We start from the raw sequence: 20,836 nt of genomic DNA, 5'->3' as shown, positions 1-20,836 counted from the left end.
AATGAAAAAAATAATAATATCCTTTTTTCTCTTGGCTGTAACTTCGAGTTATAGCCAAGAATTAAATCTGCCGGTTTTCACGCAACACCTGGCGGATAATCCCTTTGTGATTTCACCTACTTATGCAGGTATTGGAGATAACCTTAAAATCAGGGCTAATGGTTTAACACAATGGGTTGGAATTAAAGATGCCCCAGATAACCAGTCGGTATATGCTGATTTTAGAATCGCGGATCGTTCAGGAGTAGGTATTTCTGTATATAATGATAAGAATGGTAATACCAGACAAACAGGAGCCAAATTCTCTTTTGCACATCATTTGATATTAGACTATTATTCCAAGCAATACCTGTCTTTTGGTATGTCTTTCAATCTTAATAATTTTAGACTTGACATTGAAAATTTAAGCCCAACAGATCCAGATTATGGTATTACAGATGACAGATATACCTCCAACAATAACTTTGATGTAGGATTATTGTACCGTAAGGATAAATTTTATTTCAGTTTTAATGCGTCTAATCTTTTAAATAAGGATATTGATAAATTTTCCGGTTATAAGATAGAGCCTAATTTGCTTAGAAATTATCAGATTTATTCCGGTTATGTTATTAAAGCGGGTAATAGATCCGAGTTTGAACCTTCAGTTTATTATCAATTATATCAAAGTGATGGTCGTTCCAGTACCGATTTGAATATTAAATATCGAAAGTTTAACAGATATGATGATTACTATTGGGCAGGGATATCTTATCGTTTTCTGAATGATCAATTTTTTAAGCCTTTAAATTTAGGACCGATGGCTGGGTTTAAGAAATCAAATTTCTATTTTGGGTATTCATATCAATTAACATTTAACGAATTGGCGGCTTTTAATTCGGGGACGCATATGATTACTATTGGATTGGATTTCCTTCAAGGAATCAGTAATTGTCCTTGTACACAGAGTCCGGTACACGATTAATTTTTTTATTTACAACATAAACCCGACATTTTTTATAAGTGTCGGGTTTTTTTATTTAATTGATTTTTTATATTTGAATGGCTTCGATAATAAAATTTTAGAAGATTCATAAGATCGATTGAATTAAAAGTGTTTGACTTTTAAATTTTAATGTGTTTTGAAGATTTGGGGATTGATTCAGTTTTTTTATATTTTGTAAATAATCGCAAGAATTAGGGTTCTTACCTCAATAATTTTATTGAAGGGAATAAGAACAGTAAATTTGGGACGGATTAAGTTTAAGTTATGAAAAAAAATATTTTCTTCTATATCATGCATTTTTGTTTATGCCTGACCTTTTTATTTTTGCCGTACGCTTTTACTTCTTCTCAGAATATTTTTGTATTACCGGATTTATACAACAGTGGTCACGACAGAATTTATTTTTTTATTTATTTTTCGCTGCTTTGCTTTTTTTATTTTAACTACTATTATTTAATACCGAACTATTATTTTATGAATAAGCAGTTATTGTATTTTATAATTATTGTTTTATTTCTTTTGTTTTTTCTGTGGATTTCAACCGTTCTGGATCATCCGGCTCGTAATTTTTTAGATTTTGGACAAAGACCTTTCTTGGAAAAAGGAAGAGAATTTGCTAGAGGGTTACCACCTCGTCCACCAAAAGTAATGTCTTTTGAAGCAATGGGTGGTCCTCCAACACAATATGGACATACAACATTAGTATATTTATTAGGTGTTATTTCGAGTTTGTTGTTTGCAATATCAGGGAGGTTGCAAAATGTTGAACAGGAAAAAATGAAGTCCGAGCTTGCTTTTTTGAAAGCTCAAATTAATCCTCATTTTTTGTTTAACACTTTAAACAGTATTTATGCATTAGCACTAAAAAAGGATAACAGGACAGCTGATTCGGTAGTGCAATTATCGGAGCTAATGCGCTATATTATTACTAATGCAAATGACGATGTAATTGATTTAAACAAGGAATTGAATTACATCAATAATTATATTTTGCTTCAGAAGACACGTTTGGCGCATACTGTGAGTATTGATTATAGAGTAAAAGGAAATGGTTTCGGTAAAGCAATTACACCGCTAATTTTAATTTCTTTTATTGAAAATGCATTTAAACATGGTGTGAATCCCGACCAGGTTTCTGAAATATGTGTTTATATAGATATTGTGGGGGATTATTTAACGTTATTTGTTTCAAATAAAAAGACTCTTTCAGTTCAATCTGATACTGGAATTGGACTGCAAAATACTATTGACAGATTATCACTTTTGTATCCTAACAAGTATAGTCTGAATATTGAGGATACTCAAGATATGTATTCTATAACGCTAACGATTAAAGTAGGATGATGAAAGCGATTGCACTTGATGACGAACCACTGGCACTTGAGGTTTTGCAGAATTTTTGCGATGGTATCGAATATGTCACTTTGCAAAAAACGTTTACAAGATCTGAAGAAGCTTTTAAGTATTTGAAGAAATACCCTGTTGATTTGTTGTTTTTAGATATTAACATGCCCTCTATTTCCGGATTGGATTTCTATAAAAAACTACCTCATAAGACAATGGTGATTTTTACTACTGCCTATTCTGAATATGCTGTCGAAGGGTTTACATTAAGTGCTACTGATTATCTCTTGAAACCTTTTTCGTTTGCGAGATTCCAGCAAGCAATCGAAAAAGCATTTTTACAATGGAAATTGCAAAACCAAATTCCCGAACAACAGTACCTTTTTATTCGGGCAGATTATAGTCTTATTAAAATTTTATTTTCGGATATTTTATTTATCGAAGGACTTGATGATTACTTAAAAATCCACATTCAGAATCAAAAAACAATTGTTGCCAGAATGACATTGAAAGCTTTGCTTCAAAAATTACCTGTAACCGAATTTGTTCGGGTTCATCGATCGTTTATTGTTCCGATTTCAAAAATTGAAAAAGTCAGAAATAAAATAATTTACATTAATCAAGAAGAAATTCCCGTTAGTGCAAGTTACGAAACTGCCTTTTTTACCATGCTTAACAAAGGGGAGTGACTTTGTTTTTATTGTTAAAAAATTACAAAATTTGTTTCTTTTTTATTGAATGACCGCATTAATTCATTCTATTACCTCAAAAATTTTAACGCTAATTCATCATTAAATACTTTTAAAAAGTTAAGCGTTCAAAATTTTATATTTTATGAAAAGAAAAGATTTTTTAAGAGGATTAGGTTTAGTTGGATTAGGTTCTTTAACTATTCCGGTAATCAGTTCTTGCAGCACAGATGCCGACACTGCGGCAACTACTACAACAGGAACGAATTCCAACACAGCTGTTGGCACGACCACATCTGGTAATTGTTCGGTTACACCTTCTGAGACCGCTGGACCATTCCCCACTAAGACGCCATCGTCATTAGTAACTGCAAATATTGTCAGTGATAGGACAGGGGTTGCCTTTACAATAAACATAACTATAAAAAACACGAATGCAAGTTGTGCAGTATTAGAAGGTGCAATTGTTGATATATGGCATTGTGATAAAGATGGTTATTATTCTGAGTATGGAGGAACGTCTATGCAATCTGTAAATTATACTTCTGTCCATTTCTTAAGGGGAAGACAAGTTACAGATGCTAACGGGCTGGTGACCTTTAGTTCAATTTTTCCTGGATGGTATAGTGGCAGGGCCACACACATTCATGTACATATTTACAGTGCAAACGGAACATCATTATTAGTAACCCAAATTGCATTTCCCGAAGGTTCTGATAGTGCAGTTGCTTTAGTGAATGCATCAACTGCTAATGGATATACCAAGGGATTGACTGGATACACCTACAATGCTTCGGATAATGTTTTTTCAGATTCTACTGCCAATGAACTTGCATCCGTTTCAGGAAGTATTGCAGAAGGTTTTGTTTTGGATCATAGTATAAATGTGGTGGGATAGTTTTTTAGAGTTGTATAATATGAAGAATCAAATTCCGGCACAGATCTATAAGTCTGATGTAAGAGGTGTATTGGGGTCAGGAAATTATGAGTGCTTTTCTACGTTTAATTTTGATCTGTATCAGGACTGGTCCCGTAAACCATTTGGATCATTGCAGGTTTTGAATGATGAAACGCTTGCTCCCCAAAATGAGGTGACGACTATTCTCAAAGAAAATACGGATAGCATTATTCTGCCCTTGTTTGGTGGAATTGAATATAAGGACAGTCTGGGGAATGAAGAGTTTATAGGAGTGGAAAATTTCAGGCTTATATCTGCTGAAAAGGAAATGTCCTTTAAACTTTTTAATCCCTATAAAAATGAAAACGTAAGTTATTTGCAAATATGGTTTGATAATAATGAACAAAACGTCGGTACTGTTTCTCAACAAACTAACTTTAATTTTAGCAGAAGAAATGGATTAATTCCGTTATTCGAAATTTCCAAGGCATTGGGTTTTATTGGAATTTATGATGGAAGGGAAGAAGGGTTTTATACATTAAGAAATCATTTAAATGGAGTTTTTGTTTTTGTAATTCATGGTGTTTTTGAGGTGGAAAACAGATTGTTAGAATCCAGGGATGGTTTGAGTATTAAGAAGAGTAATACCATTGAGTGGGAAGCTTTGTCTGAGAATGCTGTTTTATTAGTATTCGAAATTTCGTTGAATGAAAATTGATAAACGGTTTTATGAATATATCGAAAATTAGATTGGCTTATCGTATAACAATTGATAATGTATCAACCGCTATTTGGGATAAATATGTTTTTGAAGACACATTTAAAGAATATTTGATGCAAAGTCAGCAATTTAATTCTAAGGCGAATCCCAAAAACACTTTTAGAGAATTATTGGCGGAAAATAAAAAAGCAACGCAATTGCATTATCTGGTCGGACTGGCGGCAAACTCATATATTGCCCAGCTAGAAGGTTGTTTTCATAGAGTAACCGATGTGCTGGGAAGTAATTTTTTTCCTTTTATAAATTACCAGTTGGATATCATTAATACAGATAGTACAGACGAATCAAAGCACAAAATTGGAATTACATTTTATTCTCCCTTAGTTACTTATCTGGGAATTATAGCAAATAATTATGTTATTTCTAAAAACACGGAGGACTCTAATGGATTAGAAACAATTATGTTTCCGGTTCAACCTCATTTGTCGATTTGCTATGTAGAAAAAGAATAAATTTATTTTAAAAGAAAAACGTAAACGTATTTATTTGTTTTAGCCTTTTTATCTGTAATGATGGAAAAGGCTTTTTGTTTTTGTGAATGTTGCCAAATCTACGGGTGAATTTTATTTTAATCTTTTAAAAAAGTATATTTTATGTAAAATTACATCGATTTCGTTGATAAAAGCTTAATTTTTGTGAGTTTATCGGATTTATTAATAATTTAAAAGTTCTATATTTGTTATTCTTTCAAAATAAACTAAAAATAGATATAATGAAGACTGTAAATGACTTTGATTTTAAAAATAAAAAAGCAATAATCCGCGTTGATTTTAACGTGCCTTTGGATGAAAATTTTAATGTAACGGATGCTACTCGTATAGAAGCAGCAAAGCCAACAATTGATAAAATTATTGCAGATGGTGGTAGTGTGATTTTAATGTCTCACTTAGGAAGACCAAAAGGTGCTGAAGAAAAATATTCATTGAAACATATTCTAAAAACAGCTTCAGAAATTCTTGGAGTACCAGTTCATTTTGCTTCAAATTGTATTGGTGAAGCGGCTAAAACTGCTGCTGCTGCTTTAAAGCCAGGGGAGGTTTTATTATTAGAAAATTTACGTTTTCATGCTGAAGAAGAAGCGGGTGATGTTGCTTTTGCAAAAGAATTGGCTTCACTTGGAGATATTTATGTAAATGATGCTTTTGGAACAGCTCACAGAGCACATGCTTCTACAACTATTATTGCACAATTTTTTCCAAATGATAAATGTTTTGGAACTTTATTGGCGAAAGAAATTGAAAGTTTGAACAAAGTATTGAAAAATAGCGAGAAACCGGTAACAGCAGTTCTTGGTGGTTCAAAAGTATCTTCAAAAATTACTGTTATTGAAAATATTTTGGATAAAGTAGACCATATGATTATTGGTGGTGGAATGACTTTTACTTTTATCAAAGCACAAGGTGGAAAAATTGGTAATTCTATTTGCGAAGACGACAAACAGGAATTAGCATTGGAAATTTTGAGATTGGCTAAAGAAAAAGGAGTTCAAATTCATATTCCTGTGGATGTAGTTGCGGCAGATGATTTTTCAAATACAGCAAATACAAAAGTGGTTGATGTAAGAGAAATTCCTGATGGATGGCAAGGTCTTGATGCAGGTCCAAAATCATTGGAAAACTTTAAAAAAGTAATTTTAGAATCCAAAACTATTCTTTGGAACGGACCATTAGGAGTTTTTGAAATGGAAACTTTTGCTAAAGGAACTATTGCTCTTGGAGATTATATCGCTGAATCTACAGCTAATGGAGCGTTTTCACTTGTAGGTGGAGGTGATTCTGTTGCCGCTGTAAAACAATTTGGCTTTGAAGATAAAATGAGTTATGTTTCGACAGGTGGAGGTGCTATGTTAGAAATGCTTGAAGGTAAAGTATTGCCTGGTATAGCTGCAATTTTAGACTAATACATTCTAAAATCGATTATTGATAAAGTTTGATAATTTGACTTAATTCAAGCTCAAATTTTACAGTAGTCTTACAACATAAAAAACCTTAGAGATGAACTATTTATCCCTAAGGTTTTTGTTTTTTGATGGTTTTTTGTTAGAAAAAACTTCAAAATGACCCAAATATTGAATTTTTAACAATATTTAATGATTTTTTTAGTTTTAACCTATTATGTTTGCAAAAACGATTTATAACCGTTTGAATTTTAGTCTGTTGATAATAAAACTATGAATATAAAAAATACCACTTTATCGCTTTTTTTACTCCTGTCTGTTTCTGTGTTTTCGCAAGATGTTGCCGAAAATAAATGGGAGCCCAAAGTAGAACCCAAATTATCTTATTTAGATTCCATCAAGAAAACTTTTGTGAATGATGACATGGCTTCCTGTGTGGATAGTTTATGGATGAAGGAATTGACAAGTTTGGATTTGTATAATGATTTAGAGAATGATATAAAAAACATCAATATTGACGAGAAAGTTGATTATGAGTTGCCTACCGAATTGTTGAAATCCAGACTACAGGAAATGGATGCTAAATCCCCTTTCAACATCGAATACAATCAAGGGTTAGAAAATATCATCAAATCATTTCTAAAAAACAGAAAGAAATCCTTTGAACGATTAATGGCAGTTTCAGAATATTACTTTCCATTATTTGAGGATGCATTAGCCAAGCAGAATGTACCATTAGAAATAAAATATTTAGCTGTTGTAGAATCGGCATTAAATCCAAAAGCCGTTTCCAGAGTGGGAGCAACTGGTTTATGGCAGTTTATGTATCAAACAGGTAAACAATATGGTTTAAAAATTGATTCCTATGTTGACGAACGAAGTGATCCATTACGAGCCAGTGAAGCAGCCGCACAATACATGACTAATATGTATGCTATTTTTGGTGACTGGGATTTAGTTTTGGCTTCATATAACTCAGGACCAGGGAATGTTTCTAAAGCAATCAGACGTTCTGGCGGACAACAGAATTATTGGAATATCAGAAAAAATCTTCCAAAAGAAACTCAGGGTTATGTTCCGGCTTTCCTGGCAACCATGTACATTTATGAATACCACAAGGAACACGGAATACAACCGGAAAGAGCATTGGTAAAACATTTCGCAACAGATACTGTCATGGTTAAGAAACAAATGACATTCAAACAAATTTCCGAATTACTGGATATTCCTGTCGCACAATTGCAGATTCTGAATCCTTCTTATAAATTGAATGTGATTCCGTCTTATAAAGATCAAGATCATTATTTACGATTGCCGCAAGATAAGATTGCCGTTTTTACATCTAATGAAGATCGTATTTATGCGTACATTCAACATGAATTAAACCAACGTGAGAAACCGTTTCAATTGGCAAAGGCAACTGTAGCAAAAGACACTATAAATTATACCACCCAAAGAGTTTCACTTAACAAAACAAAATACTATAAAGTAAGAAGCGGGGATAATCTTAGTTCTATTGCCGATAAATATGATGTTAGCGTATCGGATTTAAAAAAATGGAATAGTCTCAGAAGCAATGCTGTTGCCAGTGGCAAAAGTTTAAAAATCATCACTAATGAAAGTGTGATGAAAACGGTTAAGAAAGCACCAAATGTGGTTCCTTCTGAAGTTATAAAAGAAAATCAAAGGTTAGCTGCCTCTGAAGAAAAAGAGAAAAAAACAATTGTGGATGATTCAGTAATTTCAAACACAGCAAATTATTATACAGTTCAAAAAGGTGATAATTTAAATGTTATTGCTAAGAAATATAATGTTACTGTTGCCGAAATTCAAGAATGGAACAATCTTTCAAATGGTACTATTCAACAAGGATCTTCATTGCGTGTTGCCAATAAAGAAATGGATAAAAAAGAAGAATTGGCCGTAGCTCCAGAATTGAAAAACATAGAATATGTAGTTCAAAAAGGAGATAATCTTGGAAATATCGCTAAGAAATTCGGAACTTCTTTAGTGGATTTAAAACAATGGAATAACTTAAAAGATAATAATATCGCTTTAGGAATTACTTTAGTTGTAGCCAAAAATGAAGTGGCAATTACCACTAATAATCCGACCGCAGCTACTTTTATGAAGAAAGATAATTCAAAAAAGGTAGGGGCTGAATATTATGTTAAAAAAGGGGATTCTTTATATAGTATTTCTAAAAAATACCCTGGAGTAACCATTTCGGACCTGCAAAAATGGAATGATATTAGCGGCGAAGAACTTAAACCTGGAATGAAGCTGAAAATAAACGGATAATACAATAATCTTATATAAATTTGGGCTTTATTTTATAATTGAAATTATAATGAATAAAGCCCATTTTTTATGCCTTTTACTTTCCTGTTTGTTTTTTTCCTGTGTAGAAAAAAATGATAATTTACCTCGTCATACAGCCGGTAAAATTAATACCATTTCCGTAATCATAGATGATCAATTATGGAATGGTGAAGTTGGCGACAGTATCCGAAATAAGTTCGCTTCTCCCGTTATTGGATTGCCGCAGGAAGAACCTCTTTTTACCATAAATCAATATCCTGTCAAACTTTTGGAGGGATTTGCAACGGATAGCAGAGCGATTATTGTGGTTAAAAAAGAAGCCAAAAACAAGTTCGAAATAAAAAGAAATCAATATGCTTCTCCTCAAAATGTATTTCATATTTCAGGAAGAACGGCATTAGCCATTATAGATACTATTGAGAAGAATGCTCCCAAAATTATTCAAATTATTAAGGAAACAGAGATCGCCGAAAGTCAAAGAATAATAAAACAATCCCTTCTCAATCCTGACATCATTGCAAACAAATTTCATATTTCCTTAGATGTACCTACGGGTTATGAATACGTACTTCATAAAAGTAAATTTATTTGGTTGAAAAAAGATATCGTCAGTGGGAATACCAATTTATTGATTTATCAGGTCCCTTTACATTCGATAAAAAATGAGGATAATGTAATTGCCTCTATCATAAAGATGCGGGATTCGATTGGGAAATACATTCATGGAACAGAACCTCACACGCCCATGATTACAGAAGAAGGATATGCACCGTATCTTTTTAAAATTCAACTTGACGGAAAAGACACCTATGAAACCAAAGGAACCTGGGAGCTTAAAAATGATTTTATGGCCGGCCCGTTTATCAACTATGCGATTGTGGATAAGACTTACAATCGGATTTTGATTTTGGAGGGATTTTGTTACTCTCCTTCAAAAGAGAAACGGGACTTGATTCACGAACTGGAAGCAATCATAAAGTCTGTTCAAGTTTTTAAAAGAAAAAAATAATTTGGTCTCCACGGTAAAAAAGCACCTCTTTTTTATCATTATTTTATAATCTAAATCGTTTAATTTTTATTTACTTTGAACGATAATAAACAACTATTAAAACAAATCGATCCATGGCATTAGAATGGAAAATTAAGGCTTTTGAGGCACTATCCGTGTATGAACTCTATGATATATTGAAGTTAAGAAGTGAGATTTTTGTGGTAGAGCAAAACTGTGTTTACCTTGACTTGGATGGAAAAGATAAGATTGCCTTGCATCTTTTTGGCGAATATGAAGGTAAGATTGTGGCCCATGCCCGATTGTTTAAAGCAGGAATCAGTTTTGATAATGCATCAATAGGGAGAGTAACTGTTGATGCGAACTATCGGGACAAAAAATGGGGTCATGATCTAATGCGAGAAGCGATTGCAGGTATTTTACATCATTTTGGTGAACGAAAAATTACCATTGGAGCACAATTATATCTCAAAAAATTTTATGAAAGCCACGGTTTTGTTCAAACCAGTGAAATGTATCTTGAGGATGATATTCCACATATAGAGATGACTAGAGAGTAGGTTATTTAAATTTTTGATATTAAAAACTCGACCCTTCGGTCTAAAGCTTCCCCTTTTCCCAAAGGGAATTTATTACCACAACCTTTATAGGTCATACGATGACCGCTGATGTTTTTTGATATGAGGTATCTGTAAACGGTTCTAGCGCGATTGAAGGACAATTTTCTTTCTTTAGTGTCTTTGTCAATCGCATCTTCGTAATAGCTTGGGGTGCAACAAACATGGCCTCTGATTTCAAATTCCAATGTTTTGTGTTGTTGTAATTCAGTGACAATTTTGTCTAATTCTATTTTGGATTGTGAGGTAAGCTTGCTGCTTCCCATCATAAACAAAATGTTCTCTAAAAAAATACGATCGCCAACATGATGTTTTTTTTGAAAGGAATTATAAATACCCTTGCCATAACTGTTTTTCTTAACCAAAATCAAGTCAACACGTCTGTTTTTAGAACGGGTTTCCGTGAGGTTTTCAACGGTGTCTTTCTTTAGGATCACACGGCCTTTTCCTTCAATAATTACGATTTTGTTTTTATTGAAACCATTATTGGTTAGTATGTGCTGGACCGTTTTAACCCTGTTTTCGGATAGTTCATAATTGTAATCATTCTCACCTCTGTCATCACAATAGCCGTAAATTTGGATGGATTCTATCTTGGAAGTATCCACTTTTTTTATAAAATCGGCAACAATCTGGGATTGTTCTTTATTTAAGGCGTATTTGTCAAATTCAAAATAGACTGTTTCAACAGGTTTTTCTTGGGCTGATAAATAGCCAAAAAACAAGAATGCTATTATGTTGAAATATTTTGGCATTATATTTTCAAAATAGCTTTATACTCCGAACTGGAATTTAAAACATTTACCGCTTTCTTAATTTCAGTATTGTTCTTTACATAATATTGATACAAACCTTCTTGATATTGGTAGCGTTTAATGATTTCATCCAAAATCAAACCTTTAATTTCCTTTTGGTTTTTATCCAATAAATTGGATTCACTTTTTTGTAGTGCAGTCAGTAATTGTTGGTATTCGACCGAAATGGTTTCGTCTATTTTTTCTTTTTTGGCTGCAGCCAAAGTATTTTTAAGAGCTATTTCCGTTTCAGTATCAAAGGAGAATTTTTTTTCTTTCAAAAACTGTTTGAAATCGGCGTAATCAGCATCGCTAAAGGTTGGAATTTTGTCTCCTAAACCAGGATTTTTATAGTAATAACTGGTAACATAATTAAAGATGCCATCATTTTTTATCAAAGCATTGGCTATTGCACTAGTTTTGGTTTCATCGAGTTCAATGTCCGGTTGAATGCCACCACCATCATATACAGTTCTGCCTTTTCGTGTTTTGAAAGCATTGTAATTTTTCTCTTCCGTTTTAATTGCCATCCCGTTTTTGTCTTTATGTGCATAATCCAAAGCTTGAATGCATCTGCCTGATGGGGTGTAATAACGTGAAATGGTCACTTTTAGCTGTGTGCCATAAGTTAAGTCTACAGGCCTTTGTACCAATCCTTTTCCAAAACTTCGACTGCCTATTACCACTGCGCGATCTAAGTCCTGCAAGGCACCTGAAACAATTTCTGATGCCGAAGCACTTTTTCCATTGACTAGGATAACCAATGGAATTTCGGTATCAATCGGTTCTCGGGTAGTTTTATAGACGTTATTGTGTTTGTCTATTTTTGATTTTGTAGTAACAATAATTTCATTTTTTGGAACGAAAAGATTGCAAATATTGACCGCTTCGTTAAGAAGCCCGCCGGGATTGTCTCTTAAATCTAATATAATTCTTTCGGCACCTTCTCTTTTTAGCTGTTCTAATGCTTCTTTGGTTTCCAGAGATGCTTTTTTGCTGAATTGGGATAAAACAATATAACCGGTTTTCTCATCTACTTTTGCGAAAAAAGGCACCGATTTGATTTCAATTTCATCAAGAACAAGTTGGGTAGTATTTGTTTTGTCTTGACGGATGAATTTAATGTCTATTTTGGTGTTTTTAGCACCTTTGAACAATTGCGAGGCGTCGTCTTTGAAATCAGACAAAACAACATCGCCAATTTGAATAATGGCATCTCCTGCTTTTAGTCCTGCTTTGTCCGCAGGGAAATTTTTATAAATTTCTTTGACGATTAGCTTAGACTCTGTTCGGGTTAATAAAGCCCCAATTCCAGTATATTCTCCGGTGTTATTTATTTTGAATTTGACAACATCTTGTTCGTTGAAATAAACCGTATAGGGATCAAGACTCGCTAACATCCCTTTGATGGCCTGGTCCATTAATTGACCCGGATTGGTTTCGTCAACATAATTTTTATTGACCTCCTTGAATAGTGTAGTGAAAATTTCTATTTGTTTTGCAATTTCAAAAAAATCATCTTTGAAACTGGCTCCAACAAATAAGAATGCCGATGCAATAATTGGAATTATGATTTTTTTTTTGAAAAGGGGACGCATGATTGTAGTTTATCTTAGGTTTGAGAGTACTAAAATAAGAATAAATCATTAATAATTATAGGAGTAAAAGACAAAACTCTGTTTCGGTATCGTTTGGCAAAATGATAATTATTTCTGTTCTGTATCGCCGTCTTTTTCGGTAACGTCCGCAGGAGTGATTTGTGTCAGGAATTTTTCAAATAATTGAATCGTTTTGGTGTTGATTTCCTCGTATGACAAACGTTCTTTACTTTGATAAAAAAGCATAAACGCATAAGGTTGGCTGAGGTTTTCGGTAAGCAAGTGTTTGTTTAGTCGATACGTTTCCCGAAGTACTCGTTTGAAATAATTTCGGTCTACCGCTTTTTTGAAATATTTTTTAGAAACCGAAACGCCTATTTTAATTTTCTCTTCATCACCCAAAGTCCCTGGACGGTAAACCAATCGAAGCGGATATTTGGACACCGATTTTCCTTCGGTAAACAATAATCCAATCGTGATTTTACTTTTTAGCTTTTCGTTTTTGGGGTAAGTAAAGTTCATTTTTTATAAAAAAAGGCAAATATTTTTAGTTTGCAAAGGTACAATTAAACCCTAAACCCACTTATTGTTTCCGATTTAAATATAGCTAAAATTTATTTATTACTTTTGTAGCTAATTTTGAACGCATGCAGAAACTAATTTCGTATCCCATATCCGTAATTTATTATTTGTGTTTTGGCCTTGTTTTGGTTGTTTTTCATCCCATTCAGTGGATTTGTTTTAATGTTTTTGGTTATCAGGCACATAAGAAGAGTGTTGATTACATGAATTTTTTGTTAGTGAAATGCACTAATTTATTAGGCACCACTTATAAATTTGAAAATGTAGAGAGTATTCCTAAAGGTGTACCTTTAATATTTGTCTCCAATCATCAGAGTATGTATGACATTATCGCGATGATTTGGTATTTACGTCGTTATCATTGCAAATTTGTCAGTAAGATCGAATTAGGAAAAGGTATTCCAAGTGTGTCTTATAATTTGCGTCACGGAGGCTCAGTACTCATTGACCGAAAAGACCCAAAACAAGCAATACCAACCATTAAAAAATTATCAGAATACATACAAAAATACAATCGCACCGCGGTTATCTTCCCAGAGGGAACTAGAAGTAAGACAGGTAAACCAAAAGAGTTTGCACAAAGTGGTTTAAAGATATTATGTAAGTATGCTCCATCGGCTCATATTGTTCCGATAAGCATCAATAATTCTTGGAAAATAGTTAAATATGGATTTTTTCCGTTAGGTTTAGGAAATCGCCTTACCTTTACCATCCATAAGCCGTTAGCAGTAAGCGAATATGATTTTGCTGAATTAATGGAGAAAACAGAAAATGCAGTTGTAAAAGGAATAAAATTTTAATATTTATTATAATGTCTATAAAAAACATTCGATTAGAAGTAATGCAGTTTTTGGAAAAAAACGTGGATAGCTTTGTAGATCAGTATCTAATCCCTGTTGAAAAAATTTGGCAACCATCTGATTTTTTACCTAATTCTGAAAGTGATACTTTTTTTGAGGAAGTGAAAGAATTACGTGAAATCGCGAAGGATTTACCATACGATTTTTGGGTTGCCATGGTTGGTGATACCATTACGGAAGAAGCTTTGCCAACTTACGAATCTTGGTTGATAGAAGTGGAAGGGGTTGATAACATGGAAAGAAACGGTTGGTCAAATTGGATTCGTCAATGGACAGGCGAAGAAAATCGTCATGGAGATGTACTTAATAAATATTTGTATTTATCAGGACGTGTTAACATGAGAGAAATTGAAATGACGACACAACATCTTATCAACGACGGTTTTGATATTGGTACTGGTAGAGATCCTTATAAAAACTTTGTTTACACCAGTTTTCAGGAATTAGCGACTTATGTTTCACATAACAGAGTTTCTCAATTGGCGAAAAAATACGGTGACAATAAATTGTCTAAAATGTGTAAGATGATTGCAGGAGACGAAATGCGTCATCACCATGCGTACAGTGAATTTGTAAACAGAATTTTTCAGGTAGATCCTAGTGAAATGATGCTTGCTTTTCAATACATGATGAAACAAAAAATTGTCATGCCAGCACATTTCTTGAGAGAATCAGGACAAAAAATTAGTTCTGCTTTCGAACAATTTTCTGATTCAGCACAACGAATTGGTGTTTATACTGCGAGTGATTACGTAGATATCATGCAAAAATTGATTGATAAATGGGAAATTGATAAAATTTCAGGTTTAACAGATGAAGCTGAGAAAGCTCGTGAGTATTTGATGAAATTACCAGCAAGAATGGCTAGAATTTCTGAAAGATTGGTAATTCCACAAGAGGCCCACATTTTTAAATGGGTGGAGCCAGCGAAACTTTAGATATCAAATTAAGAGTAATATATGTTGGTTTTTGAAGTTTTAAAACTTTGGAAACCAACATTTTTTTTTAATAAAAAACATGAAAATGAATACACCGGATTTAATAAGTAAGACAATTCTTTTTGTAAAGCAAAATCTAGAAAATGCTGAAGGCGGACACGATTGGTTTCACATACAACGGGTATATAAAAATGCCTTGTTGATTGCCCAAAATGAAGTTTGCGATATAAAAGTAGTTCAGCTTGGTGCTTTGCTTCATGATATTGCCGATAGTAAATTTCATGATGGAGATGAAACGATTGGACCGGAAAAAGCGCGTCAATTTTTAGAGTCCGAAAATGTAAATCAGGAGATGATTAATCATGTGGTCAATATTATTGAAAATATTTCCTTTAAAGGCGGAAATTTTGACAAAAAATTCTCGTCAATTGAATTGGATATTGTTCAGGATGCTGACAGATTGGATGCTATTGGAGCCATTGGAATTGCCAGAACATTCAATTATGGTGGATTTAAAAACAGACCTATATACAATCCGGCGATTGCTCCTAATGCTAAAATGACAAAGGAAGAATATAAAAAAAATGAGGCACCTACCATCAATCATTTTTATGAAAAACTATTACTCCTGAAAGACAAAATGAATACAGAAACAGGAAAACAAATTGCCCAACAAAGGCACCGTTACATGGAAGGTTTCTTGGCGCAGTTTTATGCGGAATGGGAAGGTGATTTGTAGAGACGCACTGCAGTGCATCTCTACGAATGACCTTTAGATAATGCCTTTCTCTTTCATTTCTATAATTACATCCGAAGGATTTTTAAAAGTTGGGGCTTGTTCTATGATGCTTCCAACTCTTTTTTTGTTGAGTTTAAAAGTGATATCATTGTCTGTTGTAAACAAAAGCGCAGTCAAAAACGGATTATTCATGTATGGTGACAAAACAAAAAAAGCTTCTTCCAAGGTATGGAAACTTTCTACTTCTTCTGTTTTGTAACGGGCTATTACTGAAAGTTTAAAACTATCGTCTAACAAAACAGGGCGCACATATATATTTTTTAATTCGGTATCACCAATGGTTTTTGCCAAGGTTAATTTAGCATAGGTACCATTTTCGATACTTTCTTTTACCTTTTCCCAAAAAAGAGCAAATACTGGTTGGTAAGACATAAATAGAAATTTAAACGTTGGATTATATTCTGAAACGGGACTGTAAAATTAAGGTATGTAAAGCAAACAATCCGTTTTTGAAGAAAGATTATTTTACATAAGAAAGAGTCTTGCAAACAGAAAACGTCTCATAGTAATATATAGGAGAAATAAAAAAGAGAACCGTTGTGGCTCTCTTTATTAATTATTTTCCCGTAAAAACGGCTTTCCTTTTTTCAAGAAACGCGGTTGTTCCTTCTTTAAAATCTTGTGTTCCAAAACATTTTCCAAAGGCTTTTATTTCCGTTTTATACCCGTCTTTTCCTTCTTCGAAATTGGCATTGACTGCTTTTATAGCTTTACTGATTGCGTTAGGGGAGTTTTTAATTATTCTATGCGCCATTCCAATGCAGTATTCTAAAAGCTCTGCTTGAGGAACCACGTGATTAACTAAGCCGGTTCGGTAAGCATCTTGTGCCGTCATCATTTCAGCAGTCATAATCATTTCCATTGCGCGACCTTTTCCTATCAATTGAGGTAAACGTTGTGTGCCTCCATAACCGGGAATAAGCCCTAAAGAAACTTCAGGTAAACCCATTTTAGCATTTTCAGAGGCCACTCTGATATGACAGGCCATGGCTAATTCTAATCCACCGCCTAAAGCAAAACCATTGATAGCTGCGATAACAGGAGTTTTAGAATTCTCAATAAAATCAAACAGTTTTTCCTGGCCCTCAGCTGCCAATTCAGCTCCTTCTTTTATTGAAAAATTTGAAAATTCAGCAATATCTGCTCCCGCTACAAAAGCTTTCTCACCTGACCCGGTTAGAACAATAGCTCTCACTTCTGCATTTTTAGTTAATAATTTGATTGCTTTGTGTAGATCATTAATCGTGTCTTTATTCAAGGCATTTAATTTGGTAGGACGATTTACAGTAATTGTAGCAACACTATTTTCTATTGCGATTAGAATATTTTCGTAGTTCATATTGTTGATTTTTTATGAGTTTATTATTGGGAGAGATACGGTAAAAGTCGTGCCTTTCCCATATTCTGTATCAAAGGTAATTGTTCCTTTGTAATTTTCAATAATGTTTTTAATAATACCAAGACCAAGTCCCATTCCGCTGCTTTTGGTAGTGAATTTGGGTTCAAATATACGTTCGATATCTTTAGGTTCAATACCGATTCCGTTGTCTTTAACGATGATCAAAACATTGTTGTTTTTTTTCTTAACAGAGACAGAAATGGCTTTGACCTCCTGTTGTTCCGGAATGGATTGTATGGCGTTTTTAACCAGATTCGTTATAATTCGAATGAGTTGCGTACGGTCAATTTTCGAAATAATTTTATCCGCGTCCTTTTCAAAAATGATATAGTCTTCATTGAAAATATCCATAGCCAATTCTACTACTTCTACCACATTCAAGGTCTCGTTTTGTTGCGCAGGCATCGAGGCAAAATTTGAAAAGGCAGAGGCGACAGCATTCATCGTGTCAATTTGCTGAATGAGGGTTTCTGAATAGTCTTTCATTTTTTGCCTAACATCTGGGTCATTGGGATCAAATTTTCTTTGAAAACTCTGAACCGTCAATCGCATTGGAGTCAGTGGATTTTTGATTTCGTGGGCGACTTGCTTTGCCATTTCGCGCCAAGCTTCTTCTCTTTCGCTTTGGGCTAATTTCACAGCACTTATCTCCAGTTCGTCGACCATGGCATTGTAGGCTTTGATCAATAAATTGATTTCTTTGCTACTGGCTTCGAGCATTATTTTCTCGTTTTTTTGATTCAAGCTGGTTTCGCTCAATTTATCTGAAATCGTTTTTAGGGATTTTGTAATGTAAGTCGAAAGGAAGTAGGCCAATGCAAAAGCTACAATCAGCATAAAAGAATATACTTGTCCCAAACGAATCAGGAAGCTATTTAATTCATTTTCATAGAAACCATCATCTTCAAGATAGGGTAAATTTAGGATGCCCAGAGGTTTGAATTTGTCATCTTTTATCTGGCTGTAAGAAGAACGATTTTTAACACCGTCAATGGTTTTAATGTCAACATATCTTTTCTCGATAGAGGAACGAACTAATTTTAGGATATATTTTGGAACAGGAGGCGATACTTTGTCTACCGAAAAAGATTCTTTGGAGGATTTTAATAGTTCTCCATCCAGACTGTATATGTTTATTTCGATCGAATGGATTTGCGCCAGTTCGTGAATTTTATCTTTAAAAATATAACTCAAATTGGCAGAAGTCAAAGGGTAAGTTGTTGTCGAAAGAACATAATTGATATGCTCTTTCACTGCGTTTTCCTTACGTTCCAAGCGTTCCTGATGGTATTCTTTGGCTTCATTTTTAAATTGGACAATAGAAATGGAAGCCAATAATAGGGAAGCCATAATAATCAATACAATCATGGAAAGGAAAATCCTGATTCGTAATGAAAGCATTGATATTTTGAACCCTTTGAGCATAGTTAAGATTGGTTTCTTTCTCTAATTCGTTTGTAAAATTTAAACCCAAGCATGATCAAAATCGAAAACAGAAAGATTCCGATTACACCATAAATCCAGTTAAAAGCATTTTTTAATATGACCAAAAATACTACCGCAAAAAGTATAATGGTAGCGCCTTCATTCCATAAACGCATGTAGTTTGTCGAATATTTCACTTGGTCGTTTTGCAATTGTTTGAATATTTGGTGGCATTTTAAATGGTACAAATACAGCACAAATACAAAGCCAAGTTTGACGTGCATCCAAGGCATTTGTAGCCAGGCTTTACCCAAATCAGTAAAAAACAACATCCAAAATGCAAAAATGCTGGCTAAAATTGCTGAAGGCCAAGTAATAATGTACCACAATCGGTAAGTCATTATTTTGTACTGTTTTTGTAAAATTTCTTTTTCAGGGGATGGTTTTTGTGCCGCTTCAATTTGGTACACAAACAAGCGTACAATATAAAACAAACCTGCAAACCAAGTAATGACAAAGATTAGGTGAAGAGATTTGAGGTAATTATAGAAGTCCATTATCGGCTTGATTTAAATTGTTATTCATTTCTTTTTTTAGAAAATAGGCAGTGATTATTGTTGATAAAACATCTGCAATAGGGAATGCAACCCATACACCAAAAATACCTAAAAAATTGGGGAGTAGAAGCACTAAGGGAATTAAGAAAAATCCTTGTTTGCTCAATGTAAGCAATAAGGCTTTTTTTGCTTTCCCGGCGGCTTGGAAATAGGCAGCGCCGATTAATTGAATCGCTATAATTGGCGAGGCTGCAAAAACCCAGCGCAATGCTTCAGGAGTTTCAGCAATCACTTTAGGGTCGGTGGTAAAAACAGCCACTATAGGTTTTGCAAAAATCAGGATCATCACAAAAATGATTGTCGCTAAAATGGCCGCATATTTAATTGAGACAGTAATGCTTTCTTTTACTCTTTCATGGTTTTGGGCGCCATAATTAAAACCTGCAATAGGGAGAAATCCTTGCGTGATTCCCAAAATTGGAAACAAAGAAAACATCAACATCCTACTGATAATTCCGTATACTGCTACCGAATGTTCTCCGCCATACGTATATAAAGTATGATTTAGAATTATGGCCAAAATACTCACTACACCTTGTCTTGAAAAGGTTACGAAACTTAGTTCGGTTATTTCTTTTATTAATGGTTTGTTGAATTTGAAGTGTCTCGCCTGTAGTTTTAATTCACTTTTAAAAGCGAAAAACCATAATACAAATACAAAACACATGAAATAGGAAATTGCGGTGGCCATAGCGGAACCGAACATTCCCAGATTCATCACTTTTATAAAAAGTATATCGAGTGCAATATTTGCAAAAGCGGGAATTATCATGGCAATCATGGCAAATTTGGCTTTGCCTTCTGCTCGGATAATATTATTTCCCATCATGCAGAGCGCCAAAAACGGAACACTAAGAATGATTGGAAAAAAGAATTCTTTAGCCGGTTTCATAATAGCCCCTTTGGCACCAAAAAGCAACAACATCTCGTCGCTAAATAGAATACCAAAAAGCACAAAAAGAGACGACAATAATAATGTCATCATAATTTGATTGCCAAAAGTATGCAGCGCTTTTTCTTTATGATTGGCACCCAAAGCTCTCGAAAGTACGGAGCCTCCGCCAACACCGATTGCCATTCCTAATGACGAAATCAAAAATGTAATTGGTAAGACTACGGTTACTGCAGCAATGGCCAAAGAACCAATCCATTGACCAACAAAAATGGTGTCAATTAAAATGTTAACTGACATGAATAAAATACCAATAGAAGAAGGAACAGCTTGTTTTATCAAGAGCTTCTTAATGTCCTTTGTCCCTAATTCTTCTGCAGTAACGGCCAT

General features: G+C 33.9%; 21 protein-coding genes. 13 read left to right on the top strand and 8 right to left on the bottom strand.

Features of this window, described 5'->3' with window-relative positions:
* Position 1 precedes the first annotated feature (1 nt).
* The 10 genes from ABEB23_RS07725 (at position 2) to ABEB23_RS07680 (ending at position 10,485) form a co-directional block, all read left to right on the top strand.
* Positions 2-964, top strand: coding sequence for a PorP/SprF family type IX secretion system membrane protein (locus tag ABEB23_RS07725; protein ID WP_348811957.1), 963 nt, complete (start codon positions 2-4; stop codon positions 962-964).
* A gap of 495 nt (positions 965-1,459) precedes the next feature.
* The gene (locus ABEB23_RS07720; protein WP_348811956.1) at positions 1,460-2,329 is read left to right on the top strand and encodes a sensor histidine kinase; all 870 of its coding nucleotides are present in this window, start codon (positions 1,460-1,462) and stop codon (positions 2,327-2,329) included.
* The gene (locus tag ABEB23_RS07715; protein ID WP_348811955.1) at positions 2,326-3,018 is read left to right on the top strand and encodes a LytR/AlgR family response regulator transcription factor; all 693 of its coding nucleotides are present in this window, start codon (positions 2,326-2,328) and stop codon (positions 3,016-3,018) included. The genes ABEB23_RS07720 and ABEB23_RS07715 overlap by 4 nt, the downstream gene beginning before the upstream one ends.
* Before the next feature lie 145 nt (positions 3,019-3,163).
* Positions 3,164-3,916 (top strand): dioxygenase family protein, encoded by a 753-nt coding sequence (locus ABEB23_RS07710; RefSeq protein ID WP_348811954.1) that lies wholly within the window; start codon positions 3,164-3,166, stop codon positions 3,914-3,916.
* A gap of 19 nt (positions 3,917-3,935) precedes the next feature.
* Positions 3,936-4,634, top strand: coding sequence for a pirin family protein (locus tag ABEB23_RS07705; protein ID WP_348811953.1), 699 nt, complete (start codon positions 3,936-3,938; stop codon positions 4,632-4,634).
* 11 nt (positions 4,635-4,645) lie between these two features.
* Positions 4,646-5,149 carry a hypothetical protein gene (locus ABEB23_RS07700; RefSeq protein ID WP_348811952.1) on the top strand — a complete coding sequence of 168 codons (504 nt, stop codon included), beginning with the start codon at positions 4,646-4,648 and terminating at the stop codon, positions 5,147-5,149.
* Positions 5,150-5,409: 260 nt separating this feature from the next.
* Positions 5,410-6,597: a phosphoglycerate kinase gene (locus tag ABEB23_RS07695; protein WP_348811951.1), complete on the top strand. Its 1,188-nt coding sequence runs from the start codon at positions 5,410-5,412 to the stop codon at positions 6,595-6,597.
* 270 nt (positions 6,598-6,867) lie between these two features.
* Positions 6,868-8,895: a LysM peptidoglycan-binding domain-containing protein gene (locus tag ABEB23_RS07690; protein WP_348811950.1), complete on the top strand. Its 2,028-nt coding sequence runs from the start codon at positions 6,868-6,870 to the stop codon at positions 8,893-8,895.
* 49 nt (positions 8,896-8,944) lie between these two features.
* The gene (locus ABEB23_RS07685; RefSeq protein WP_348811949.1) at positions 8,945-9,925 is read left to right on the top strand and encodes a DUF4837 family protein; all 981 of its coding nucleotides are present in this window, start codon (positions 8,945-8,947) and stop codon (positions 9,923-9,925) included.
* Between the two features lie 113 nt (positions 9,926-10,038).
* The gene (locus ABEB23_RS07680; protein WP_348811948.1) at positions 10,039-10,485 is read left to right on the top strand and encodes a GNAT family N-acetyltransferase; all 447 of its coding nucleotides are present in this window, start codon (positions 10,039-10,041) and stop codon (positions 10,483-10,485) included.
* 5 nt (positions 10,486-10,490) lie between these two features.
* Here the strand turns inward: ABEB23_RS07680 and ABEB23_RS07675 are convergent, their stop codons facing one another.
* The 3 genes from ABEB23_RS07675 to rnpA form a co-directional block, all read right to left on the bottom strand.
* The gene (locus ABEB23_RS07675) at positions 10,491-11,297 is read right to left on the bottom strand and encodes an OmpA family protein (RefSeq protein ID WP_348811946.1); all 807 of its coding nucleotides are present in this window, start codon (positions 11,295-11,297) and stop codon (positions 10,491-10,493) included.
* Positions 11,297-12,934 carry a S41 family peptidase gene (locus ABEB23_RS07670; protein WP_348811945.1) on the bottom strand — a complete coding sequence of 546 codons (1,638 nt, stop codon included), beginning with the start codon at positions 12,932-12,934 and terminating at the stop codon, positions 11,297-11,299. The genes ABEB23_RS07675 and ABEB23_RS07670 overlap by 1 nt, the downstream gene beginning before the upstream one ends.
* A 108-nt stretch (positions 12,935-13,042) precedes the next feature.
* Positions 13,043-13,456 carry a ribonuclease P protein component gene (rnpA, locus tag ABEB23_RS07665; RefSeq protein ID WP_348811944.1) on the bottom strand — a complete coding sequence of 138 codons (414 nt, stop codon included), beginning with the start codon at positions 13,454-13,456 and terminating at the stop codon, positions 13,043-13,045.
* A gap of 125 nt (positions 13,457-13,581) precedes the next feature.
* Between rnpA and ABEB23_RS07660 the strand changes: the two genes are divergently transcribed.
* The 3 genes from ABEB23_RS07660 to ABEB23_RS07650 all read left to right on the top strand — a co-directional run bounded on the left by ABEB23_RS07660 (position 13,582) and on the right by ABEB23_RS07650 (position 16,053).
* Positions 13,582-14,316, top strand: coding sequence for a lysophospholipid acyltransferase family protein (locus ABEB23_RS07660; protein WP_348811942.1), 735 nt, complete (start codon positions 13,582-13,584; stop codon positions 14,314-14,316).
* An 11-nt stretch (positions 14,317-14,327) separates the two neighbouring features.
* Complete coding sequence (locus tag ABEB23_RS07655; RefSeq protein WP_348811941.1) at positions 14,328-15,314, top strand: acyl-ACP desaturase; 987 nt, start codon at positions 14,328-14,330, stop codon at positions 15,312-15,314.
* An 85-nt stretch (positions 15,315-15,399) separates the two neighbouring features.
* On the top strand, positions 15,400-16,053 hold the full coding sequence (locus ABEB23_RS07650) for an HD domain-containing protein (RefSeq protein ID WP_348811940.1): 654 nt from the start codon (positions 15,400-15,402) through the stop codon (positions 16,051-16,053).
* 33 nt (positions 16,054-16,086) lie between these two features.
* On the opposite strand, the gene ABEB23_RS07645 is transcribed toward ABEB23_RS07650, so the two are convergent.
* The 5 genes from ABEB23_RS07645 to ABEB23_RS07625 all read right to left on the bottom strand — a co-directional run bounded on the left by ABEB23_RS07645 (position 16,087) and on the right by ABEB23_RS07625 (position 20,836).
* Positions 16,087-16,485, bottom strand: coding sequence for a hypothetical protein (locus ABEB23_RS07645; protein WP_348811938.1), 399 nt, complete (start codon positions 16,483-16,485; stop codon positions 16,087-16,089).
* Positions 16,486-16,669: 184 nt separating this feature from the next.
* Positions 16,670-17,452, bottom strand: a complete 783-nt coding sequence (locus ABEB23_RS07640; protein WP_348811937.1) for an enoyl-CoA hydratase/isomerase family protein — start codon at positions 17,450-17,452, stop codon at positions 16,670-16,672.
* Between the two features lie 12 nt (positions 17,453-17,464).
* Positions 17,465-18,880 (bottom strand): ATP-binding protein, encoded by a 1,416-nt coding sequence (locus tag ABEB23_RS07635; protein ID WP_348812328.1) that lies wholly within the window; start codon positions 18,878-18,880, stop codon positions 17,465-17,467.
* A gap of 59 nt (positions 18,881-18,939) precedes the next feature.
* On the bottom strand, positions 18,940-19,494 hold the full coding sequence (locus tag ABEB23_RS07630; protein ID WP_348811936.1) for a CopD family protein: 555 nt from the start codon (positions 19,492-19,494) through the stop codon (positions 18,940-18,942).
* The gene (locus ABEB23_RS07625; RefSeq protein ID WP_348811935.1) at positions 19,481-20,836 is read right to left on the bottom strand and encodes an MATE family efflux transporter; all 1,356 of its coding nucleotides are present in this window, start codon (positions 20,834-20,836) and stop codon (positions 19,481-19,483) included. Before ABEB23_RS07625 ends, ABEB23_RS07630 begins: the two co-directional genes overlap by 14 nt.

This window comes from Flavobacterium maritimum (genome assembly GCF_040049085.1).
Lineage (GTDB): Bacteria > Bacteroidota > Bacteroidia > Flavobacteriales > Flavobacteriaceae > Flavobacterium > Flavobacterium maritimum.
Note: the sequence above shows the minus strand (reverse complement) of the source record. Positions and strands in the feature narration are given on the sequence as shown.

Coding starts and splice junctions, on each gene's coding strand:
- ABEB23_RS07725 (WP_348811957.1), top strand. CDS start 2: ATGAAAAAAATAATAATATCCTTTTTTCTCTTGGCTGTAACTTCGAGT.
- ABEB23_RS07720 (WP_348811956.1), top strand. CDS start 1,460: ATGAATAAGCAGTTATTGTATTTTATAATTATTGTTTTATTTCTTTTG.
- ABEB23_RS07715 (WP_348811955.1), top strand. CDS start 2,326: ATGATGAAAGCGATTGCACTTGATGACGAACCACTGGCACTTGAGGTT.
- ABEB23_RS07710 (WP_348811954.1), top strand. CDS start 3,164: ATGAAAAGAAAAGATTTTTTAAGAGGATTAGGTTTAGTTGGATTAGGT.
- ABEB23_RS07705 (WP_348811953.1), top strand. CDS start 3,936: ATGAAGAATCAAATTCCGGCACAGATCTATAAGTCTGATGTAAGAGGT.
- ABEB23_RS07700 (WP_348811952.1), top strand. CDS start 4,646: ATGAATATATCGAAAATTAGATTGGCTTATCGTATAACAATTGATAAT.
- ABEB23_RS07695 (WP_348811951.1), top strand. CDS start 5,410: ATGAAGACTGTAAATGACTTTGATTTTAAAAATAAAAAAGCAATAATC.
- ABEB23_RS07690 (WP_348811950.1), top strand. CDS start 6,868: ATGAATATAAAAAATACCACTTTATCGCTTTTTTTACTCCTGTCTGTT.
- ABEB23_RS07685 (WP_348811949.1), top strand. CDS start 8,945: ATGAATAAAGCCCATTTTTTATGCCTTTTACTTTCCTGTTTGTTTTTT.
- ABEB23_RS07680 (WP_348811948.1), top strand. CDS start 10,039: ATGGCATTAGAATGGAAAATTAAGGCTTTTGAGGCACTATCCGTGTAT.
- ABEB23_RS07675 (WP_348811946.1), bottom strand. CDS start 11,297: ATGCCAAAATATTTCAACATAATAGCATTCTTGTTTTTTGGCTATTTA.
- ABEB23_RS07670 (WP_348811945.1), bottom strand. CDS start 12,934: ATGCGTCCCCTTTTCAAAAAAAAAATCATAATTCCAATTATTGCATCG.
- rnpA (WP_348811944.1), bottom strand. CDS start 13,456: ATGAACTTTACTTACCCCAAAAACGAAAAGCTAAAAAGTAAAATCACG.
- ABEB23_RS07660 (WP_348811942.1), top strand. CDS start 13,582: ATGCAGAAACTAATTTCGTATCCCATATCCGTAATTTATTATTTGTGT.
- ABEB23_RS07655 (WP_348811941.1), top strand. CDS start 14,328: ATGTCTATAAAAAACATTCGATTAGAAGTAATGCAGTTTTTGGAAAAA.
- ABEB23_RS07650 (WP_348811940.1), top strand. CDS start 15,400: ATGAATACACCGGATTTAATAAGTAAGACAATTCTTTTTGTAAAGCAA.
- ABEB23_RS07645 (WP_348811938.1), bottom strand. CDS start 16,485: ATGTCTTACCAACCAGTATTTGCTCTTTTTTGGGAAAAGGTAAAAGAA.
- ABEB23_RS07640 (WP_348811937.1), bottom strand. CDS start 17,452: ATGAACTACGAAAATATTCTAATCGCAATAGAAAATAGTGTTGCTACA.
- ABEB23_RS07635 (WP_348812328.1), bottom strand. CDS start 18,880: ATGATTGTATTGATTATTATGGCTTCCCTATTATTGGCTTCCATTTCT.
- ABEB23_RS07630 (WP_348811936.1), bottom strand. CDS start 19,494: ATGGACTTCTATAATTACCTCAAATCTCTTCACCTAATCTTTGTCATT.
- ABEB23_RS07625 (WP_348811935.1), bottom strand. CDS start 20,836: ATGGCCGTTACTGCAGAAGAATTAGGGACAAAGGACATTAAGAAGCTC.